The sequence below is a fragment of the Robertmurraya sp. genome, from assembly GCF_036676585.1.
Lineage (GTDB): Bacteria > Bacillota > Bacilli > Bacillales > Cytobacillaceae > Robertmurraya_A.
This window is the reverse complement of record NZ_JAKFCQ010000056.1, coordinates 1-22,113: the sequence shown is the minus strand read 5'-3', so window position 1 is coordinate 22,113 and position 22,113 is coordinate 1. Positions and strand designations below refer to the sequence as shown.

At 36.7% G+C, this 22,113-nt stretch carries 21 protein-coding genes and 1 riboswitch; of the genes, 16 read left to right on the top strand and 5 right to left on the bottom strand.

Annotation, left to right across the window (positions count from 1 at the left end; genetic code table 11):
* Positions 1–35: 35 nt before the first annotated feature.
* The gene (locus ACGLXV_RS07630) at positions 36–1,544 is read left to right on the top strand and encodes an HD domain-containing phosphohydrolase (RefSeq protein WP_391558155.1); all 1,509 of its coding nucleotides are present in this window, start codon (positions 36–38) and stop codon (positions 1,542–1,544) included.
* Here the strand turns inward: ACGLXV_RS07630 and ACGLXV_RS07625 are convergent.
* Positions 1,541–2,905: an MATE family efflux transporter gene (locus ACGLXV_RS07625; protein ID WP_391558165.1), complete on the bottom strand. Its 1,365-nt coding sequence runs from the start codon at positions 2,903–2,905 to the stop codon at positions 1,541–1,543. The two genes, ACGLXV_RS07630 and ACGLXV_RS07625, sit on opposite strands and share 4 nt — an antisense overlap.
* Positions 2,906–3,107: 202 nt before the next feature.
* Between ACGLXV_RS07625 and ACGLXV_RS07620 the strand changes: the two genes are divergently transcribed.
* A complete protein-coding gene (locus tag ACGLXV_RS07620; RefSeq protein WP_391558154.1) occupies positions 3,108–3,257 on the top strand; it encodes a hypothetical protein in 150 nt (49 codons plus the stop codon).
* Positions 3,258–3,311: 54 nt separating this feature from the next.
* Here the strand turns inward: ACGLXV_RS07620 and ACGLXV_RS07615 are convergent, their stop codons facing one another.
* The 3 genes from ACGLXV_RS07615 to ACGLXV_RS07605 form a co-directional block, all read right to left on the bottom strand.
* A complete protein-coding gene (locus ACGLXV_RS07615) occupies positions 3,312–3,890 on the bottom strand; it encodes a GNAT family N-acetyltransferase (protein ID WP_391558153.1) in 579 nt (192 codons plus the stop codon).
* 300 nt (positions 3,891–4,190) lie between these two features.
* Positions 4,191–5,318 (bottom strand): amidohydrolase, encoded by a 1,128-nt coding sequence (locus ACGLXV_RS07610; RefSeq protein WP_391558152.1) that lies wholly within the window; start codon positions 5,316–5,318, stop codon positions 4,191–4,193.
* Positions 5,319–5,406: 88 nt separating this feature from the next.
* A complete protein-coding gene (locus ACGLXV_RS07605) occupies positions 5,407–6,186 on the bottom strand; it encodes an undecaprenyl-diphosphate phosphatase (protein ID WP_391558164.1) in 780 nt (259 codons plus the stop codon).
* 160 nt (positions 6,187–6,346) lie between these two features.
* Between ACGLXV_RS07605 and ACGLXV_RS07600 the strand changes: the two genes are divergently transcribed.
* The 8 genes from ACGLXV_RS07600 to dapF all read left to right on the top strand — a co-directional run bounded on the left by ACGLXV_RS07600 (position 6,347) and on the right by dapF (position 13,282).
* Positions 6,347–6,670 (top strand): DUF4870 domain-containing protein, encoded by a 324-nt coding sequence (locus ACGLXV_RS07600; protein WP_391558151.1) that lies wholly within the window; start codon positions 6,347–6,349, stop codon positions 6,668–6,670.
* 104 nt (positions 6,671–6,774) lie between these two features.
* On the top strand, positions 6,775–7,623 hold the full coding sequence (locus ACGLXV_RS07595) for a patatin-like phospholipase family protein (protein WP_391558150.1): 849 nt from the start codon (positions 6,775–6,777) through the stop codon (positions 7,621–7,623).
* Positions 7,624–7,706: 83 nt separating this feature from the next.
* The gene (locus tag ACGLXV_RS07590) at positions 7,707–7,901 is read left to right on the top strand and encodes a hypothetical protein (protein WP_391558149.1); all 195 of its coding nucleotides are present in this window, start codon (positions 7,707–7,709) and stop codon (positions 7,899–7,901) included.
* A gap of 72 nt (positions 7,902–7,973) precedes the next feature.
* On the top strand, positions 7,974–8,756 hold the full coding sequence (locus ACGLXV_RS07585) for a hypothetical protein (RefSeq protein ID WP_391558148.1): 783 nt from the start codon (positions 7,974–7,976) through the stop codon (positions 8,754–8,756).
* An 85-nt stretch (positions 8,757–8,841) separates the two neighbouring features.
* On the top strand, positions 8,842–9,414 hold the full coding sequence (locus ACGLXV_RS07580) for a TlpA disulfide reductase family protein (protein ID WP_391558147.1): 573 nt from the start codon (positions 8,842–8,844) through the stop codon (positions 9,412–9,414).
* Between the two features lie 115 nt (positions 9,415–9,529).
* Complete coding sequence (locus tag ACGLXV_RS07575) at positions 9,530–10,825, top strand: NCS2 family permease (protein WP_391558163.1); 1,296 nt, start codon at positions 9,530–9,532, stop codon at positions 10,823–10,825.
* Positions 10,826–10,971: 146 nt separating this feature from the next.
* A complete protein-coding gene (locus tag ACGLXV_RS07570; RefSeq protein WP_391558146.1) occupies positions 10,972–12,219 on the top strand; it encodes an EAL and HDOD domain-containing protein in 1,248 nt (415 codons plus the stop codon).
* 88 nt (positions 12,220–12,307) lie between these two features.
* Positions 12,308–13,282: a diaminopimelate epimerase gene (gene dapF / locus ACGLXV_RS07565; protein WP_391558145.1), complete on the top strand. Its 975-nt coding sequence runs from the start codon at positions 12,308–12,310 to the stop codon at positions 13,280–13,282.
* Between the two features lie 15 nt (positions 13,283–13,297).
* Here dapF and ACGLXV_RS07560 read toward each other — a convergent pair whose 3' ends face one another.
* Positions 13,298–15,127 (bottom strand): DNA ligase D, encoded by a 1,830-nt coding sequence (locus ACGLXV_RS07560; protein WP_119708794.1) that lies wholly within the window; start codon positions 15,125–15,127, stop codon positions 13,298–13,300.
* Between the two features lie 132 nt (positions 15,128–15,259).
* On the opposite strand from ACGLXV_RS07560, the gene ku reads away from it, so the two are divergent.
* From ku to ACGLXV_RS07530, 6 genes are all read left to right on the top strand, one after another.
* Positions 15,260–16,099: a non-homologous end joining protein Ku gene (gene ku / locus ACGLXV_RS07555; protein WP_391558144.1), complete on the top strand. Its 840-nt coding sequence runs from the start codon at positions 15,260–15,262 to the stop codon at positions 16,097–16,099.
* Positions 16,100–16,218: 119 nt separating this feature from the next.
* On the top strand, positions 16,219–16,761 hold the full coding sequence (locus ACGLXV_RS07550) for a glycerol-3-phosphate responsive antiterminator (RefSeq protein ID WP_391558143.1): 543 nt from the start codon (positions 16,219–16,221) through the stop codon (positions 16,759–16,761).
* A gap of 212 nt (positions 16,762–16,973) precedes the next feature.
* Complete coding sequence (locus ACGLXV_RS07545) at positions 16,974–17,795, top strand: MIP/aquaporin family protein (RefSeq protein WP_119708791.1); 822 nt, start codon at positions 16,974–16,976, stop codon at positions 17,793–17,795.
* 29 nt (positions 17,796–17,824) lie between these two features.
* Positions 17,825–19,315, top strand: a complete 1,491-nt coding sequence (gene glpK / locus ACGLXV_RS07540) for a glycerol kinase GlpK (protein ID WP_391558142.1) — start codon at positions 17,825–17,827, stop codon at positions 19,313–19,315.
* Positions 19,316–19,483: 168 nt separating this feature from the next.
* Positions 19,484–21,163: a glycerol-3-phosphate dehydrogenase/oxidase gene (locus tag ACGLXV_RS07535; RefSeq protein ID WP_391558141.1), complete on the top strand. Its 1,680-nt coding sequence runs from the start codon at positions 19,484–19,486 to the stop codon at positions 21,161–21,163.
* A 539-nt stretch (positions 21,164–21,702) separates the two neighbouring features.
* Positions 21,703–21,786, top strand: a riboswitch (ZMP/ZTP riboswitch).
* A 73-nt stretch (positions 21,787–21,859) separates the two neighbouring features.
* Positions 21,860–22,113 (top strand): tetrahydrofolate dehydrogenase/cyclohydrolase catalytic domain-containing protein (locus tag ACGLXV_RS07530; RefSeq protein ID WP_391558162.1); only part of this gene is annotated, 254 nt, incomplete at its 3' end.

Here is a 22,113-nt window from a genome sequence, read left to right as displayed (position 1 = left end):
TAGTGGAAAAATAACGAAAGCACTAGGTGAAGGAAATGACAACGTACAAACGATTTATCAAACAACTAATCACCAATTATATCATTGGTTCCTTATTAGCCGTTTTTGGTGTTGGAGGAACACTCATGTTTTCAACTATTGATATCACTACAAATGACCAATTCTATTTACTATTAATCATGATTCTCTCGGTGATTTGCATGTTCACATGTGAAGCCATTACATTTTATTATCATATAAAGCCTATTAAAGTTGTTTTTTGTACTAATAAAGTAAAAGAAGAAGATGTAAGGAAAGGGCTTAGACAGTTGTATCAGTTTCCTATCCTTACGGTGAAACGAATCCTGCTGCCTCACTTTTTAGGACTATCTATCCCCGCAACATCATTAGCAGCTGCCTTTATCTCTATGGGGAAACTTCATGTTCCCATGATCTATATTCTTTATTCAACAATTGCCGCTGTATTCGTAGCGATTCTCCATGCATTAACGGAGTTTTATTTAACATTACGAGCGATACAACCAATATCGACAGCGATGAAAGATATGCTTCGATTAGGTGAAAACTCTTTGTTTTTGGAAAATGATATGGTTGTAGCTATTCGTAAGAAATTTCAGTACACGGTTTTAATTATTGGAGTTCTCCCTGTCCTCCTTTTCCTTTTAGCAGCACAAATCAAATTATCGCAACTTACGGGAATGGAAATGCAGGTGTATTGGCAATGGGCAGGATTAATTATTGTTTTTACCGTTATTTATTCCATTTTAGTCTCTAGGTTTATGACAAGAGATATTGAAAGTCCTCTTCGTCAACTTCAGGAATTAATGGAAAATGTTAAAAATGAAAACTATAACTTTATTAAAACAAATGTGTATACGGATGAATTTTCAAAAGTGTTTACCGGCTTTAATCATATGGTGAATGCCATAAATGAACGTGAATCAACCAATAAACAGCTATTAGAAAGTTTTATGACTTCTCTTTCCACCACTCTTGATGCGAGAGATCCATACACGTCGGGTCACTCTTCACGGGTAGCAAAGCTCTCCTTTGAAATTGGTCAAGCCCTTGGTTTAAATAAGGATGATTTAGACCAGCTGTATCAAACAGCATTATTACATGACATAGGAAAAATTGGTGTTCCTGACCATGTATTGCTTAAAGAAGGAAAATTAACGGAAGAAGAGTTCGCTCATATTAAAGCTCATCCCGTGATTGGAGAACATATATTAAAGCAAGTACAACCTGCAAGTAAAGTTGCTGGAATGTTACCAGGTATTAGACATCACCACGAACGTATGGATGGAAAAGGGTATCCAGACGGGTTAAAAGGACAACAAATTCCACTTTATGGCCGAATTATTGCTGTTGCGGATAGTTTTGATGCCATGACGTCTGATCGCCCATATCGAAAAGGGATGGTAGAAGAGAAAGCTTTAAATATCCTTCTATCTGGCAAAGGTACCCAATGGGATAGTGAATTGGTAGATCTGTTTATATCCAATATGAATCGTATACTAGAAGAAAAAAGGCCAGCTCGTTAATTAGAGCTGGCCTCCTTACTATACATTTTTCTTTGTACATAGATCAGGCGACTTGATAAACATATAGCGCCAACGGCTAATCCTGAAATGAGACCAATCCAGTAGCCAAAAGCTCCCCAATTGGTGTAATTAGCCAAATAGTAGCCAAATGGAAGGCCGACTACCCAATAGGAAACGAGAGACATAATAAATGTGATGTTAACATCCTTGTAGCCACGTAGGGCACCTTGAACAGGAGCCTGGATAGCATCTGAAAGCTGGAAAAATAATGCATACATTAAGAAATGTGCAGTTAATTGTAATACTTCATTATCACTTGTATAAATAGAAGCAATTTCTGTTCGCAATAGAGCTAAAATGATCCCGCATACAAGAGCCATACTAACAGCCATTGTTAATCCTATCCAGCTATAGATTTGCGCATCACGGTACCTTTTTGCTCCCACTTCAAAACCAACAACGATTGTTAGCGCCATCGAAATGCTGAGTGGAATCATGTAAAGAAAAGACGCGAAGTTAAGAGCCGCTTGATGAGATGCAATTGTAACGGTATTAAAGGTACTCATTAAAAGTGTGACAGCTGCAAAAATACTCGTCTCAAAAAATATCGCTAAGCCAATCGGAATGCCGATCATAAGTATTTCTTTCCAAGCTTTTAGTGCTAATGGATAAATCTTACTGAACACATGGAATGTTGAGAAAGACTCTTTTGAAACAATAATCCATATCGAAATCCCAGTAACAATCCAATATGTTATGGCCGTCGCATAACCAGCACCTACTCCTCCGAGCTCAGGGAACCCAAATTTCCCATAGATAAGTAGATAGTTAAAGATAATATTAATAGGAAGGGAGGAAAGTGAAATAAACATTGTTACTCTAGTTTTTCCAAGTGCATCGATAAATGATCGCAACACTTGATAGACAAATAGAGGGATAATCCCGAAACTAAGGGCTACTAAGTAATCATGGGCTATCTGTTCGACAGCTGGTTCAAGACTCATAGATTGAAGAAGGTAGTTTATAGTAAATGCACCTATGATAAGAACAACTATTGCTAAGGTGATTGAGAGATAAACTCCTTGAATGACCTTATAAGGTATTTCTTTACGATTCTTTGCGCCAATTAATTGTGATACAACTGGAGTTATTGCAAGTAATATTCCACTTAACCCTGTAAATACAGGAGTCCAAATACTCGAACCAATGGCGACACCTGCTAAATCAATCGGACTGTAGTGACCTGACATGGTGGTATCAAAAAAGTTCATTGAAAATAAAGCAAGTTGAGTAACGAGAATGGGTAAAAGAATGTATAAAAGTTGTTTGATCTTTTCTTTCTTTGTGTGTGTTTGATTCATCATGTTTTTCCTCAATTTCTATTCAAGTAACGATTGAAATTATATCACATTTACTTCTGTTGCCGAACAAATTTTTGACACAAACCTTTCACTAACATGTCATAATATTTTTAAAATTTTATGAACAGTTTGATAGGGGTGAATGAAATCTATGTCTTTTGTGAAAAATGAAGACAACATCTTTTGAAAGGAAGCGACCTGCATGAATTTCAACTTAAATCGCATTAATCCCAATCAAACTCAGGTAATATACATGGATGGACGTTTTGAAACACTCACCAATGAAGAACTTGATGATCTACTCGCTACTGACATTTTTTATCAGGAGGAAGTCCCTCAACAATCACAATAAAAAAAACGCTCCTTTTATAAAGAGCGTTCCTTCTATTATTGTATGAATTTTCGTTTATGCTTCTAATAAATGTGTTGATTCTTGATGTAATGGTTGTTGCGATTGATGATGGCTTTCACGCTTAACATGCAATGTGTATAAATCTTTTGGAATTTCGTATAAGTTATAAAGATCTTCATCTTTGTTTAATTGGTCAAGTAAACCTTTTCTCGTTTCATTAGCGCAAACAACATAAGGTAATTTCTCTGCTGCTTTTTGCGAGCGGACGTTAACCTTTCTTATTCGCATATAAATGGTCTCTATTCCTAACTCATAAAAAAGCTCTTCAAAAAAAGCTTCTTTGGCAATCTTATTGTATCCTTTGCCATGGTATGGTTTTCCTAGCCAAGTGCCAAGAAAGCCTGCATTGTCCTCGATATCAAACAAATTAATTGTTCCTATTGGAGAACCCCATTCATCAAGTATCGTACGAGAGATTATTTCTCCACGTTCTTCTGCTTCCATTGTTTGTTTTGTTATAAATAGATATTCGTCATAACAATGTGCTTTTTGGCGCACAAAAGGAAAGACTTCTGGGTGCGTCATTAAATCGTAAAGTGCATGGCAGTCGTGAAGCTCGCGCTTCTTGATCATGTGTATCCCTCCAATATGAGGACAGTCCGACTCCATGACAAATAGAGACTCCGATCCTACCCTCGAAATTTTTTGTAGTGCTAAAAAATTTCGGGGTGGGAATCGAACCCACTAGAACCAGATACCTGGTGGCGCACCATTTGCCTTCCCTAGTCTTGCTTATATTTTATTCTAATAAAATAAATTACTTATTACTCACTAAAGTATCATACTAAAATTTATTACCGATTGGAATAGGAAAATGCATAGAAATTGATCTATTTTTATCGTCAATTTTTGACAGACAAAATCCTACAAAAATCATGCTTGACTATATACAATAGCGCCTTTTATCATTGTCCATTTTGGTTTTGATAAAAAATGGAATGGATGATGACTCCAAAGAACAAGGTCTGCTTCTTTACCAATTTCTATGCTTCCAATTTTATCATCGAGGCGTAAATTTCGTGCTGGTAATATAGTAATTCCTTCTAATGCCTTTTGCTCTGGTAGTCCTTCTCGAGTAGCAATCGCTGCACAAATATTTAAATATTGAATAGGGGTATATGGATGATCTGTTGTAATGGAGACTTCCACTCCATAGTCAGTTAATTCCTGGTAAGTTTTCCAGCTTTTATTCTTTAGTTCTACTTTTGAACGCCTCGTTAGGGTTGGGCCGACACTAACCTTAAGACCAATTCCTTGCAATTCTTCTGCAACAAGATGGCCTTCTGTACAGTGTTCTATTCGTAAGTCAAGGTTAAATTCCTCTGCAAATCGAACCGCCGAAATGATATCGTCTGCCCGATGAGCATGTATACGAACTGGTATCTCCCGTTTTAATGCCATAACAATCGGAGCAATCCGTAACAAATCTGGATTGTCACAATACTGAGCTTCTCTAAACTTTTCACGAAGCATTCCCATGATTCCCATTCTAGTGATGGAATCGTTATTCCCTTGACTATGGATTCTTTTTGGATTTTCACCTAATGCAATTTTTAGTCCGGCAGTTTCTTGCGCAAGCATCTTTTCAATGTTTTTTCCAAATGTCTTAATGACAGAGGTCGTCCCGCCAATTACGTTTGCGCTTCCTGGCATAACATGAGCGGTGGTAATTCCATGCTTAATAGCATCAGAAAAGGCAGGGTCAAGAGGATACACACCATCGATGGCACGAACATGAGGACTCATTGGATCAATTGTTTCGTTCGCATCGTTACCAGCCCACCCCGTCCCTTCATCGTAAAGACCTAAATGGGTATGAGTATCAATGAAACCCGGTAGTAAAAAATAACCGTTGCAATCAATGATCTTTGTTGTACTGTCAGAAGAAATCTTAGAATGTATTTTACTTATTTTACCATCTTCAATTAAAATATCCCCACAATGAATGGGTTTTGAGGTAATGGGATAAATATGAGCATTCTTTAATAGTATTTTGTTCATCTTTTCAACCTAACTTTCATTAATAATCTTTTAGTTTCAATCTCCCATACTAAAAAGAATGGAAAAAACCCACCCAAAGGTGAGTGTATTAAAAAATTCCCATCAACTGTAGTATGATAATTAATAGTCCTAATATCCAAACATACACAGCAAAAAATCGTAAGGAGTGCTTCTTTAAAAAATTTATCATCCAAACAACGGCAATATATCCAAATAAAGCCGAAGCAATGGTCGCAACAAGAAGACTGCTAAAACTGATATTTCCAACCTGCCCAGATGCTAATTCTCCAAATTGTAAAACCACTCCACCAGCAATAGCAGGAATAGAAAGTAGAAAGGAGAAGTAGGCAGCGGTTTCTCGATCGAGCTTTCTGAACAGACCTGCGGCAATAGTTAACCCAGAACGTGAAACAGCAGGGAAGATAGCTGCAGCTTGGAAAGTTCCGATAAATAAAGCATCTCCGTATGTGATAGAATGTAACGTTTTTCCACCGCGACGCACACCCTCTGCAATCCATAAAATAATTCCGGTAAAAATAAATTCCCAGCCAATGGTGATACCAGTCTTAGAGATAGAATCAAATAAATCACTTAATAAGAGCCCAACTACAACTGCTGGGATCGTACCAATGATAACGAGTTTAGAAAGCTTTCCAAATGGGTTCTTTATTATCGTAATGAGTTCATTTTTATAAATGACTAAAACGGCTAATAGCGTGCCGATATGTAGCATCGTATCTAAGAAAATACCCGCTTCATCAAGTCCAAATAAATGCCTTCCTAAATACAAGTGACCAGTACTAGAGATGGGAATAAATTCAGTTAATCCCTGAATAATACCGAGTACCAATGCTTCTAATTTTGACATCATCAGCTGCTTCACCTCTCTATAAGTTGACTACTATATATCTATTGCAGCATGTCCTGAACAAGAACTCTCCAAGTCGGAATATTTGTACATAAATCTCCTGAAACCTTTCATAATTTCAACCGTAAATAATACTATAGGATAAAAAGGAGTGAATAGAATGCCAACAAATGAAGAAAGAACCTTGGCTGCTGCCATTTATGTGATTAGCTTTTTTACAGTGTTTATTGGGCCCTTGCTAATTTGGCTTATTAAAAAAGATTCGTCATCATACATTGATTACCATGGAAAAGAGTACATGAACTTTTTTATCTCTTACACTGTCTACACGTTTGTTAGTGTTATTTTAATGATGGTCTTAATTGGTTTTTTAACCATTTGGGTGGTTGGTCTGGCTGGATTTATCTTTACGATTATTGGGGCTATTAAAGCGTACGAGGGTACTTCGTATCGAATTCCGTTAATTTTCCGTCTCATCCGATAATTGTTACACATAAAGCCTAGAGGAATCTGGGCTTTTTTGTATGTAAGGAAAATAAAATTTGTTATAATATGTAAATGAAGGGTATGTAGAAAGGAAGTAATGATGTGTTTGTAGATGGAACAGGTCTTGTATTAGAAGGCGGCGGAATGCGCGGAGTATATACAGCAGGTGTGTTAGAGAGCTTCTTAGAGAACGGATTATCGTTTCCTTATGTTATTGGTGTGTCTGCTGGTGCGTGTAATGCTGCCTCATATTTATCACAGCAGAAAGGGAGAAATAAAAAGGTGAATCTTGAGTATATATCGGATTCACGTTATCTCTCTTTGAAAAATTATATAAAAAATAGGGAGTTATTTGGGATGGATTTTATCTTCCATGAAATTCCATCAAGGCTAATACCGTTTGACTTCGAATCCTTTTATAAAAATAAAACAGAATTTGTCATTGGAACAACCGACTGTGCATCGGGTGAACCTGTGTATTTTAAAAAAAGTGATTATGGTCAAGAGATGCTGACCGTATTGAAAGCGTCGAGTTCTCTTCCGTTTGTTTCGCAAGAAATATTTTTTAAAGATAGATACTTACTAGATGGGGGAATTAGTGATTCGATTCCTTTAAAAAAGGCCAAGAGTGATGGTTATGGGAAGAATGTAGTTGTATTAACTAGAAACGAAGGGTACACAAAAAAACCTTCACGATTTGGTTTTCTTGTAAAACAGAGGTACCCTCAGTATCCTGGGCTACAACGAGCGTTAACACGCCGGTATCAAATGTATAATGACACAATAAATGAGATTATTCAGGAAGAAAAGAAGGGAAATATAATGGTTATTCGACCATCAAGCCCAATTAAGGTTGGCCGGTTGGAGAGAAATGCGACGAGACTAGAAGAGCTATATCAACAAGGATACGAGGATGGGCTTGCAAGGATCGAGGCTATTATGCACCTTTAATACTAAAATCACTTAAAATACGAGTTTCATAGATTGGTTTTGTTTTGAATACACTGTAAAACATTAGCAGGGAGGAGTTTAAAATGACGGTATGGGTCTTACTTGCGATTACACCTTTTATTACTCTCTTGTTTCTAGAAGAGGTTATTCAATTCTTTTATCAGCGTTATGTGTATGGGGCTGGAAAGGTCGAAAAAAAACTATCATTTTTTATTGGAACTTGTTTGAAAAAAGTGAAGAATGTAATTCAACGAACAAAAGTAAGGGTGCAAGGATAATAAGAAGTATCATGAATAGAGAAACAGTTTCATAGAATGAATTAGGGAAATTCTTTCTAAGGAGACTGTTTTATGAAAATGTATAACTATTATCACTACGCAGCAATGACGAGTTTGCATGCCAGTATTGTTGCACTAATACCACCATTTTTCTTAGTGTGTATCGGAGTTACTCTGAAACAACATCATAGTGTTCTCCTATTAACTCTGCCTTTTATTGTGTACAGTTTCATATCTTATCAAATATTTCTAGTCAATAAACATAGAATGGAAGATTCGGATGAGCCAGTTATTGAGTCAACAGTAGAGTCTGTTGTTGGTTCTTCTATGGCTATTCAGTTTCTTCCTGCCCCCTCTTTAAGGATGCTTCTATTTAGCAAAAACGGTCAACTTAATGCGGAAATAAAGGATTATTATCAATACAAATTTAGATGGTTTATTCCTTATTTTATAGATCAATTTTTTCCGAAAACGTATACCTTTTCAAAATCTGATGGAGGAGTGTTATACACATTTATACTAAAAGGAAAGAACATTTTAATCATGAATAATGTGGATGGTAAATGTGTTGCGAGTGTTCAAAGGAAGGCTTTTAAAAGGTATGTGGTAGAAACAAATATTGCTAAAAAGGAAGTAATCGTTCAATCCTCTTCCTTTTTTACAGATATCAAACTATACAACTCTCAAGGAGAAATATTGGCTAGAGTGAGACGAGGTTTTCTTCCTCGTATTTGGGACAAGCATATTAAAGATGTAAATACACCTATTCTTACATTTAGTGAAGAGGTAACCGATCTCGATAAAGTCATACTCCTTTCTATTCTGTCCAAGATCTATCGCTATAGAAATCATTGAGCAGTGAGATAGAATAATTGAAATAGTTATAGTATGATGAAACCAACTTCAACCTGGGGTTGGTTTTTATTGTGGAGGATTTACAATGAGAAAATTTATGATTATCATCACGTTGATTGTCTTAGTACTGTTTGTCGTTGACAAGTTTGTATTAAAAGAGAAGGGGTTAATTAGCAAGGTAGACGAAAATAAATACGAAGAAATCAAAGATGCTGACACCCTTCCAGTAGGAATAAAAATGGAGAATCAAGCACCAAACTTTCAAGTGATGGATTTAAATGGGAACCAAGTGAGCCTGACAGATTATCGTGGAAAGAAGGTTCTATTGAATTTTTGGGCAAGTTGGTGTCCGCCTTGTAAGGCTGAAATGCCACATATGGAGGAATTGTATAAAAAATACAAGGATGAGGGATTTATTATTCTTGCGTTGAACATGACAAACACGGAAGATAGCCTTGAGGACGTAACATCCTTCGCCCGCGACCAAAAGCTGACCTTTCCAATTTTATTAGACGAGAAGGGAGAAGTCTCAGCTGAATATGAAATTTTGGCATATCCAACAAGTTACTTTATAGATTCAACGGGAGTTATAAGAAATAAAGTGACAGGTGCTCTTGATAAAGAAAATTTGTATAAAGAATTGATGCGACTACCTTAATAAGGAATTGGCAGTAAGTGCAAAATGTGATAAAATATATGATTGTGGCTGACTCATATTTACTGAGTGAAAGCGGGTAGGGAGAGGGCTAATTAAATAGATTGGAATCCATATGATAAGTGCATGGTTACATCGTTTTTTTAGGATTGAAGCGCATGAATCCTCCATTCAAAAGGAGATAGCTGCAGGAACGATCGGCTTTTTCACGATTGTGTATATTGTTGCTGTTAATTCGCTTATCTTATCTGAAGCAGGTATACCGCTTGAAGGAGCAATAATCGCGACTATTCTTACGTCTGTTGTCGGTTGTCTTCTCATGGGTTTGTGGGCGAATGCACCGATTATTCTTGTTCCAGGAATGGGAATTAACGCACTGTTTTCTTATACCCTAGTGCAAACAATGGGTCTTACCTGGCAGGAAGCGTTAGCGGTTGTATTTGTATCGGGAATTATGTTTATGATTGTTGCCTTTACTAGCTTGTCTATTAAGCTAAGTCAGGCAATCCCACAGTCATTAAAGGAAGCAATAACCGTAGGCTTAGGACTATTCCTCATGTTTATTGGTCTTGAAAAAGCCGGCTTAGTTGTAAAAGGAACCAATAGTTTAATAGCACTTGGTGCGTTAAACGAACCTAGTGTATTGGCTGCTATAATCACCTTTGTTATTGCGGTTATTTTGTTTTTAAGAGGAATTCCAGGAAACTTTCTGTTAACGGTAGCGTTTGGGACAATGATTGCTTGGGTTTTTGGTACCATTGATGTTTCTGGTGAAAATCAAGCAAGCTTCACAATCAGCGAATACGCGAAAGTTTTTGGGGCGATGTCGTTTGCTAAAATGCTTACTTTTTCTTTTTGGGTAGCGGTGTTTTCATTATCGATGGTATTAATATTTGAAAATATCGGATTGGTTCATGGCCACGCGCAATTTATCAATCGTCCAGAAAAGTTTTCCAAAGGTTTACAAGCGAATTCTGTTTCTGCCTTTGTTTCAGCTATTTTCGGAACAAGTCCAACTGTTTCGACAGTGGAGAGTATATCGAGTATGGCTGCAGGTGGAAAAACAGGGTTAACTGCTGTAACAACAGGTCTTTTATTTGCTGCTTCAGCATTTTTTATCCCTGTTTTTAAGTGGATACCAGACTCGGCAATCGCACCTATCCTCATTATCATTGGTGGATTAATGCTTCAGAATATCCGAAACCTTGATATGAAGGATTTAAGCGAGAGCTTTCCTGCGTTGATTATGATTGTGATGATCCCATTCACGTATAGCATTGCTGATGGAATAGCGATCGGATTTATATTATATCCGCTGGTGAAAATTTCAATAGGAAAAGCAAAAGACGTTTCAGTTCCTCTTTATGTCATCGCTTTTTTATTCCTTGTTAATTTCTTTACACATTATATATGATTGATCAGGAGTATCTCTTTTTAGAGATGCTCCTTTTATTTTTAGAACAATAAAAATTTTCTTTCCTACAAACTTCGACAGTATCTATGATTTACCTCCGATAAAATATAAATATTCGCCAAAGAGCAGTGGTCGGAGGGAGTAAGATGGAAGTTTTTGTTGCAAGGCAGCCGATATTTAATCAAGAAGAAGGTATAGTTGCTTACGAGCTGCTTTATCGAAATAATCATATAAATGAATTTCCAAATGTAGATGGTGACCGCGCTACTACTGAGTTGATCATCAATAGCTTTCTAAATATAGGGATAGATGCTCTTTCTGAAGGAAGGCCTTGTTTTATTAATTTTACAGAGAAACTATTAGATATGAGGTTACCTTCCTATGTTAGTTCAAAGAAAATAGTCATAGAGCTTGTTGAATCTACACGCCCCAGTAGAAATCTATTAGAAATTCTAAAAGAAATGAAGAAAAGTCATTATAAAATTGCGATTAATTCTAGCTTGTTAGATGAACTGAACCCCTATTCAAATGATATATTAGAACAGACGGATTATGTAAAAGTAGACTTCCAAAAAACAGATAAGAACGTACGCAAGCGCATAAATAAAAAGGCACTGGCTACTGATACGATCTTAATCGCAGAAAAAATAGAAACCAATGAAGAATATTTGGAAGCAAAATCTAATGGTTTTAGTCTGTTTCAAGGCTATTACTTTTCAAAGCCTGCAATTTTCTCGACTTTTGATATCCCTGCTTGTTTTACCTCCTATGTTGATATGAGAGCATTTATATCCAAAGAAAAGACTTCTGTTAATGATATAGTTGAATTTATTGAAAGAGATCCTTCACTTTCATATAAAATTTTAAAACTAATTAATTCACCGGCAAATAAATTAAAAGAAAAAATCTATCATATTCGACAAGCAGTCGAACAGTTTGGGCCGTTCGAAATAGAAAACTGGATATATGTTTTGGCAGCAAGAGAAGAATTAACTCAAACCTCTAGCGTCTCCTTAGACGTGGCAAAACTATGCCTAACAAGAGGAAGACTGTGCGAAGAAATTGGAAGAATACGGAATGGTAAATCCGAAAAAATACCAGGATATTTTATGACAGGTATTTTATCTTTTATGAATGGGGTCAAGGCCATTCCAATAGAGAAAATGATTGATTCACTTCCGCTAAACGAGGAAATGGTCCAAGCGTTAATGGGAGTGCAAAACGAGTATAAAGATGTATTGGACCTTGCTGTAGCTGTTGAAAAAGCACAATGGAAAATGATCGGAGAAATATGTAAAAAGCTTGAAATCATGGAAACAGATTTGTTCAAACTATATGCTGAAGCAATCAATTGGTCTAACCGAATGGTTGTAGAAGATATTTGTTATCTTTAAAATACAAACATAATGTTCTACACGATTACTTTATTGTACAATAGAGGAAATGTAGAATATTAATATGTATGTTTACGGAGGTTTGAATGTGATTTTAGAATTATTAAAATGTCATGGATCCAATAATGACTTCCTCATCATTGATGAAATGACAAATCCTTTATTTACTGAGCAACAGCGTTCCGAGCTTGCATTACTTCTTTGTAATAGAGAAAAAGGAGTAGGAGCTGATGGGATCTTATTTGTACTGGGTAGTGAAGATTTTGATGCTAAAATGAGAGTATTTAATGCAGATGGGTCAGAGGCGTCTATGTGTGGAAATGGATTACGCTGTGTGGCCCGTTATGTTTGTGAAAAACTTTCCATTCAAAGTGCAGTCATAGAAACGATGAAAGCGAATTTGGAAGTGAATGAGCGAGAAAGCATTCTTGGAGAAATCCCTACATATCAGGTAGAAATCTCTCCTGTTTCTTTTGAACTTAAAGATCTTCCATTAATTCTGAATCAAAAAACATTAATAGATGAACCAATCCAAGAGCTTTCAGAAATTAAGTTCACTGCTGTAGCTGTACCTAACCCTCATCTAATTGGAATTGTGACAAAAGATCAAATTCAATCAAATATACAAAAAGAACTGAGTGAAAAGGTAAACACACCAAACGAGTTATTTCCAGATGGAGTAAATGTGAGCTTCGTTAAGCCGCTTCAGGAAGGAAGTATTTTTGTACGTACATTTGAAAGAGGAGTTGGGTTTACGAATGCTTGCGGAACAGCGATGTCTGCTTCAACGCTTGTTACTTGTTTGCTGGGCCTAAATGAGTTTGAACAACCGGTAGATGTGTTTAACCCAGGTGGCAAGGTACGCTGTATTGCTCATAAAGTTGATGACTCTTTCAAAATTGACTTAATCGGGAATGCAACCTTTACACATCGCATCCAAATAGAAGTTCAGTTGGAGCAACAAGTATTTTCTTATGTGAAAAAGGAAGAAATTACAAAAGAAATCAGTCAATATAAGAACTTAGAAGAACATTCAAAACAGGTGTTAAACGAATGGCTGTAGGCCGGGGTATCCCGGCTATTTTTTTTGTTTTAAAAATTCAAGAATGGGTGAAAAGTTCTGCTTTTGTTTCGTCTCGAAATAGGATTGAAACGGGTCGCCTTTTTCATTTATACGCTTCATCATGTTTAAGATCGTAAAATCCTCCATACGAAGTTCGTCTGTTACTTCATCCCAAAATAATGGAGTGGCTAGAGCGGCTGTATCATTTCCCCTTGCAGAATAAGGTGCCACAATGGTTTTTCCTTCTGCATGTTGGATATAGTCGATATACAATTTATTTTGCCGATTTTTCTTTAAGCGTTCGATAGTAAAAGAATTTGGTGCTTTCGAGATTAAATATTCTGCAATGAATTCCGTAAACAGTCTTGTATCATCATAAGAAAATTCATTTTCAGGAAGAGGGATATATATCTGTAGACCTTTATTTCCTGACGTTTTTACAAAACCAATAAGATTCAAATGGTCGAGAACTTCTTTTATCATTTGAGCAGCTTTAATAGCTAGTTTAAATTCCTTTTTAGAAGGAGGATCCAAATCTAACACAATTTCACTTGGTCCGTGACTAGATAGAGTTTGAAAAGGAATATGGAACTCAAATGCCAGCTGGTTACCTAACCATAATAACGTTTTTAAATTATTGCAAACGATATAATTGATACCATCGTGTAAGGCGGTTTGAACGAACTCAGGTGCATAGTCAGGACAGTTTTTTTGATAAAAAGCTTCACCGAACATACCATGTGGATAACGAATAACGGTTAATAATCGGTTATGTAAAAATGGCAATAAATACGGTGAAATTTCCTGTAAATAACGAATAAAATCAATCTTCTTTACCGCTGGCTTCTCCCATAAGGGCTTATCTGGATGTGTAACATCAATATCCTTAGGTAAATTCTTTTGTTGATGAACAAATTTTTCAAACGTACAATCCTCAGGTGAAAGATCAAATTGAAACCGTTCAAAATGAGGCTCGCGCATTTGTTCATCATAAAGTTCTAAATACTTAATCTCTAAGCAGATAGCGGGTTGAACGTAGATGAAACGGTCATCCTCTTTTGTTTTATTTTCTTTAATAATTTGAAAAAGAGCTTGTTTTTCCTCGGGTTTAATACCAAATAAAAATTGTCCAATTGGATATATATTGGTATCCTTGTAAACTCCAACATAAAAATACCCATTTGACTTTTCATATGCTGTGACAAAGCAGGAAACATACTTAAAGTTTTTAAACTTCAACCAAAGAGTGGTTCGTTTGCCTTCCTCCCACTGATTTGTATCTTGCTTGGCCACAATTCCTTCACCATCATGTAAAACGACTTGTTCCCAAACGGCTTGATAATCTTTAGAAGCGGGAATTAGCTGAATTAAATCTGAACTCACGGGGTCGGGAGCTGTGGGTAAGTGACAGTCTTCGAAAAGCTTAAGAAGTGCTTTTTTACGATCAACATAATTCCTATCACTGTAAGATTTTCCGTTTAATGATAATAAGTCAAATACAAGGAGACGGCATGGATTATGCAATGCTTTTTCAAGTATTTTCTTTTCGCTGCGCATTCTGCCTCGAACTTGAATGCTGCTAAAATGCGCTTTATATTCATTTTCAAGATACACTAACTCCCCGTCGAGCACCAAGGGTAGAAATTCTTTAAACAATTCATTGTTTTTTTCTAGGTAAAGTTTAATTTCTGGGAAAATTTCAAGTAAGGAGTTTCCGTTTCTGCTTATCAATTTTATTTCCTTATCCCAAAATAAAAGCGCACGAAAGCCATCGTATTTTACTTCGTAGTTCCAATTATCACCCTGTGGTACCTCGAATGTTAAAGTAGGTAGCATTGGTTTCACACGAATCACTCTCCTTACCTTTTAGTTTTCCTATATCATCATTTACTTACTCTTTTTCCAAATAGTAAGTAGGATAATGTATCTTTTTAAAGAAAAAATAATAAAAATGGCTAATAGGAATGGAGAATGCACATGCATACAATTTGGAAAGGGAGTATCAGCTTTGGGCTCGTAAATATCCCCATCAAGCTTCATTCGGCAACAGAAGATAAGGATATTAAACTTCGGACATTGCACAAGAAATGTCACTCTCCAATTAAATATGAAAAAACTTGTCCTGTTTGCGATGAAGAAGTGAAGCAAGAGGAAATTGTTCGAGCATATGAATACACAAAAGGGAAGTTCGTCATTCTTGAAGACGAGGATTTTAATAAATTAAAAAAAGAGAATGAAGAAAAGGCAGTTGAGATTATAGATTTCGTAAAAATGGAGGAGATCGATCCAATCTATTATGATCGAAGCTATTATATGTCCCCGAGTGATGGAGGTGGAAAAGCCTATTCCTTACTAAGAAAGGCGCTTCAAGAATCGGAAAAGGTTGGATTAGCAAAAATTATCATTCGATCAAAAGAACAGATGGCTGTTATACGTGTGTATGAAAATTCATTAGTAATGGAAACGATCCATTTTCCGGATGAGGTAAGATCTGCTGCTGATGTTCCAAATGTTCCTGCGGAAGATAAAGTAACAGAAAAAGAACTTGATACCGCAATAATGTTGATCGATCAGTTAACTACAACGTTTAATCCGGAAAAATATACGGATGATTATCGAACCGCATTGATGGAACTGATTGAATCTAAGCGTTCAGGTAAAGAAATTGTTACGCCAGTAGAAAAAGAACAAAAGTCAAATGTCACAGATTTAATGGCTGCACTACAAGCGTCAATCGATAAAACAAAACCGAAACAAGCGACGACAGAAGCTCCTAAGAAAAAACGAACGACAGTCAAAACAAAAAAACAGGCATAAGAGAAAAAAGTCAACCGGTTCAAAGGTTGACTTTTTTATTTGCATAATTTACCCGTCTTTAAAAAGTCCTTGAGAATTACGTACATACAAAATAAGATAATAAATAAGGATGTGAGAAGATGGACCAAAAAATATTGCCAGCATCATCAAATTTAAAGGATTTTGAGTTATTTTTAAAAAGCCCGTATCGAGTAGGGGTATTCCTTGAATCGCATATCGCTCAGTTGAAAAACATTAATCAATTGGCTAAGGCACATGGAAAGGATATGATCTACCATGTTGATATGATTCATGGTCTGAAAAATGATGATTATGGAACAGAATATATTTGTCAGGAAATTAAGCCGTATGGAATTATTTCTACCAAATCAAGTGTCATTTTAAAAGCAAAACAAAAAGGGGTAATTGCTGTTCAAAGAATTTTTTTAATTGATTCTCATGCACTAGAAAAGAGCTATAAGCTTGTGAATAAAACGAGGCCAGATTATATTGAAGTACTTCCAGGAGCTATGCCCTGGATGATAAAAGAAGTAAAAAATAGACTTGATACTCCAATTTTTGCTGGAGGTCTTATTCGTACGTTTGATGAAGTAAATAATGCATTAAAGGCTGGCGCTACGTCAATAACAACTTCGAAAAAGGAACTATGGGACTTATTTTAATCTACTAAAATATTTATAAATTTTAGCAATTTTTTCATATAGTTATTGACAGCGTTTTCAAAGATTTATATACTGTAAATACAAGTTAATCATTTGTGACGGAGAATAGGAGACTCACGCAGATTACCTAAATGGTGTATTCTGTCGTGGGTCTTTTTTTTGATGTTCCAAAGTGATGGCTTGAAATTTTTAAATAAGAAAGGGGTATGTGTATGTCGCCGTTTTTAGGTGAAGTGATTGGAACAATGATTTTGATTGTGTTTGGTGCGGGAATTGGAGCGGGTTCTTCTCTGAAGGGGAGTTACTCAAACAATCCTGGTTGGATTGTGATTACTCTAGCGTGGGGTCTAGCAGTAACAATGGCTGTTTTTGCAGTAGGCTCTATTAGTGGGGCGCATTTAAATCCTGCTGTAACGGTTGCGCTTGCGGTGAATGGAAGTTTTCCTTGGGCAGATGTACCGAGTTACATAATTGCTCAATTGCTTGGTGCTATAATAGGAGCTACTTTAGTATTTTTACATTATTTTCCTCATTGGAAAGGTACAGAAGACCCTGGCACGAAGCTAGGTGTGTTTGCAACTGGTCCTGCTATTCCACATACGTTCTCAAACGTATTTAGTGAGATGTTCGGTACTTTTATTTTAGTATTAGGATTATTATTTATCGGAGCAAATAATTTCACAGAAGGACTTAATCCGATTGCAGTGGGGCTTTTAATTGTGGTTATTGGTATGTCACTTGGAGGAACTACCGGGTATGCGATTAACCCCGCTCGTGATCTAGGTCCAAGAATTGCGCATTTTCTACTTCCCATCCCAGGAAAGGGTGGTTCGAACTGGGCCTATTCCTGGATACCAGTTGTTGGCCCAATTCTTGGTGGTGCATTAGGAGCAGTTTTCTACAAAACAGTCTTTCTAGGAGAAGCAGGTTCCTACACTTGGCCGGTAGTAGGCGCTTCAATAGTGGTTCTTTCATTATCATATGTTTTTGGTAAAAAACAATCAAGTAATACGACTGCCTCACAAGCAGCTTAAATTTAATCTATTATTAGGGGGAACTTTTAATGGAAAAGTACATCTTATCTTTGGATCAAGGTACAACAAGCTCGAGAGCGATTTTGTTTAACAAAGAGGGAGAAATCGTTCACGTAGCTCAGAAGGAATTTACTCAAATTTTTCCTAAGCCAGGTTGGGTTGAACATAATGCAAGCGAAATTTGGGGGTCCATATTAGCTGTTATTGCGAGTGTCATGTCAGAATCGAATGTGAAACCAGAGCAAATTGCTGGATTGGGGATTACAAACCAACGTGAGACAGCTGTAGTTTGGGATAAGGAAACAGGACTTCCGGTCTACAATGCGATTGTTTGGCAATCGAGACAAACAAGTGGAATATGTGATGAATTAAGAGCAAAAGGATATAATGATTTATTCCGTGATAAAACAGGTCTTCTTATCGATGCTTATTTCTCAGGAACAAAGGTAAAATGGATTCTCGACAATGTAGAAGGTGCACGTGAAAAGGCAGATCAAGGGAAACTCCTTTTTGGAACAATAGATACGTGGCTCGTATGGAAGCTATCAGGTGGGAAAGCTCATGTTACCGATTACTCGAATGCATCTCGTACATTAATGTATAATATTTACGATTTGAAATGGGATGAGGAGCTTCTTGAAATTTTATCAGTTCCAAAATCCATGCTTCCTGAAGTCCGTCCTTCCTCAGAAGTGTATGCACATACGGTTGATTATCATTTCTTTGGCCAAGAGGTTCCGATTGCGGGAATTGCTGGAGACCAACAGGCTGCCTTATTTGGTCAGGCTTGCTTTGGTGAAGGAATGGCTAAAAATACGTATGGAACAGGCTGCTTTATGCTCATGAACACGGGTGAAAAAGCAGTGAAATCTGACAATGGCTTACTAACTACGTTAGCATGGGGTGTTGACGGAAAAGTTGAGTATGCGCTAGAAGGAAGTATCTTCGTTGCAGGCTCTGCCATTCAATGGCTTCGTGATGGACTTAGAATGTTAAAGAATGCTTCGGATAGTGAAAGCTACGCGTCAAAAGTAGAATCAACGGAAGGAGTGTACGTTGTTCCAGCTTTTGTTGGATTGGGTACACCTTATTGGGATAGCGATGTTCGTGGTGCGGTGTTTGGATTAACTAGAGGAACTTCTAAAGAGCATTTTGTCCGTGCTACTCTAGAATCATTAGCTTATCAAACAAGGGATGTTCTTTCTGCTATGGAAGCGGATTCCGGTATTGAACTTAAAGCGTTAAGAGTAGATGGCGGCGCTGTTAAGAATGACTTCTTGATGAGCTTCCAATCGGATATATTGAACGTACCAGTGGAAAGACCTAAAGTAAATGAAACAACCGCACTTGGTGCTGCTTACTTAGCTGGATTAGCAGTTGGGTATTGGGAAAGCAGAGATGATATTGCTAAGCAATGGGCAGTGGATCGTGCTTTTGAACCGAAAATGAATTCAGATAAAAGAGAAGAGCTTTATTCTGGATGGAAAAAGGCTGTTCATGCAGCAATGGCATTTAAATAATATATTGAATTGATAAATGTTTACCAGTGACATACAGTTTGGTATACTAAAAATAAGTTAATAATTCAGGTTGGAGAAATCGGAGAGACCACAAAATCATTATCTTTTTGGATAGTGTATTTTGTGGTCTTTTTTATTCATTCTAATTAGAAATAGGGGGAAATAGGGATGAGCTTTTCAAATAAAAATCGAAAACATTTAGTAAGTGAACTTTCAACAAAGCATTATGATGTATTAGTCATTGGTGGGGGAATTACAGGTGCTGGAATTTCGCTAGATGCCTCCCTTCGAGGAATGAAAACGGCGGTTGTTGATATGCAAGACTTTTCTGCTGGAACTTCCAGCAGATCAACAAAACTAGTTCATGGTGGATTGCGTTATTTAAAGCAATTTCAGGTAAAAATGGTCGCTGAGGTTGGTAAGGAGAGGGCCATTGTTTATGAGAATGGTCCACATGTAACTACCCCGGAATGGATGCTGCTTCCTTTTCACCAAGGAGGAACATTTGGAAAGTTTAGTACCTCTTTAGGGTTGCGTGTATATGATTTTTTAGCAGGAGTAAAAAAGTCGGAGAGAAGAATGATGTTCTCTGCGAATGAAACTCTTACTAAGGAACCACTTGTGAGGCAGGATGGGTTAAAGGGTGGCGGTTATTATGTCGAATATCGTACGGATGATGCTAGGCTTACAATAGAAGTAATGAAGGCAGCGGTTGACAAGGGTGCATGTGCGATTAATTATACAAAGGTAGAAAAACTCGTTTATGAACATGGTAAAATTGTTGGCGCGAAAGTAAATGATTTAATTAGTGGAGAATCTTATGAAATTCGGGCAAAGAAAGTGATAAATGCTGCTGGTCCTTGGGTGGATAGTATTCGAGAACTTGATCGATCCAAAGCTGGGAAGGTGCTAAAGCTTTCTAAAGGTGTGCATATTGTTATTGATCAAGAAAGGTTTCCTCTCAAACAAGCCATTTACTTTGATACACCGGACGGTAGAATGGTTTTCGCCATTCCTAGGGATGGAAAAACTTATGTAGGTACGACAGATACTTTCTATAACGACTCCATTGCCCAGCCTAGAATGACAACAAGCGATCGAGATTATATTATCGCTAGTATCAACTATATGTTTCCAACGGTTCATATTTCTGTTGATGATATTGAATCGAATTGGGCCGGAGTGAGACCATTAATATGGGAGGAAGGGAAAAATCCTTCTGAAATTTCAAGAAAAGACGAAATATGGGAATCAAAATCAGGTTTGATTACGATCGCGGGCGGAAAGTTAACAGGCTACAGAAAAATGGCGGAAACAGTGGTTGACTTATTATCCAAAAAATACAGTGAAGAATTAGGAGAGAAATTTTCTAGTTGTCGCACCAAGGATTATCCTATTTCTGGAGGCGATGTTGGGGGTAGTAGAGGATTTAATATGTATATTTCTAATCAAGTCAAAAAGGGAGTTGAAGGAGGACTATCAACCGAAGACGCAACGAAATTGACTAAAATGTATGGCTCCAACGTGCCTAAACTACTGGAGATTATTAAAAATAATAAAGAACAAGCAAAGAAATATCAAATGCCTGTAACATTATTTGCACAATTAAAATACGCAGTCGATCATGAAATGGCGTATTCACCGATTGACTTCTTCAACCGGAGAACAGGGGCTCTTCTTTTTGACATAGAGACTGTAAAAACATATAAAGATCAAGTGATTGATTTCATGGCTGAAGAACTTGAGTGGAATAAAGAAATCAAACAGAAGTATCAGAAGGAATTGGAAATTGAAGTGTTATATGCAACAGTTCCCATTGATGATCAAACTAATGAAAAATTAGCATAGCTCTCCTTTATGGGGAGCTTTTTTGACAAAAGTAAAAAAATGTTATATAATAAATTTTGTTGCTTTTTTGAGGTGGATTGTTATTTTAAACGGATAATAATTATTAAACTTCAACAAGGAAAAAATGTTTGTAATACAATTGATACTCTTCAGAATGGTATTCCATGATACCATTAGAAAATTACATTAGACGGTTTCCCCAACAATCCTTCTTTTTTTTCGTATTTTCACTTTATTTACTCATTTCCAAAAAAAATGATTTAGAGTTAAGTTTACAAGAGTGTCATTCCCTGAAGAAATTACAGGGCCTGATTCACACTGGCGCGGTCTAGGAGCCGTAAGGATGGAAGAGAGGTAGGGCTTTCATTGTATTAGGTAAATTACTACAACCAATCATATCTCAAAAGAGTTTGCATAACGGACAACAATAGTTGTCCGTTTTCTATATGTATATAAGAAAAACCCGAACGTTAATATATTATTTGGTTGAAATATATGTGTTTTAAGAATATAATAAGCATGAATTAACAAAGTTTATTAAAAATCGCAGTAACTGACGACAAATGTGGAAGCAACCACAGGGGAGCTGCGTCGCTGTTAAGCCGGTCGTCTGGGCAGAGAGAAGGCGTAGGTCTGTCTCTTTTTCTAATATATGGAGGGGTTAACGTGACGAAACCTGTTATTTTGGATGGTCAGATGGTAGCAAACAAAGTCAAAAATTCTCTTAAGGAAAGAGTGGAAAAGCTCAAGGAAGCAGGAGTTACTCCTTGTTTGGCTACAATTCTAGTTGGTGATGATCCTTCTTCTGCCACATATGTGAAGATGAAGGGAAATGCATGTGAGAAATTAGGAATTGTATCGAAAAAAATTCATTTGCCAGCTACCACAACTACTGAGGAGCTTTTGGCCACAATTACTGAATTAAATAACGATGAAAATGTAAATGGGAT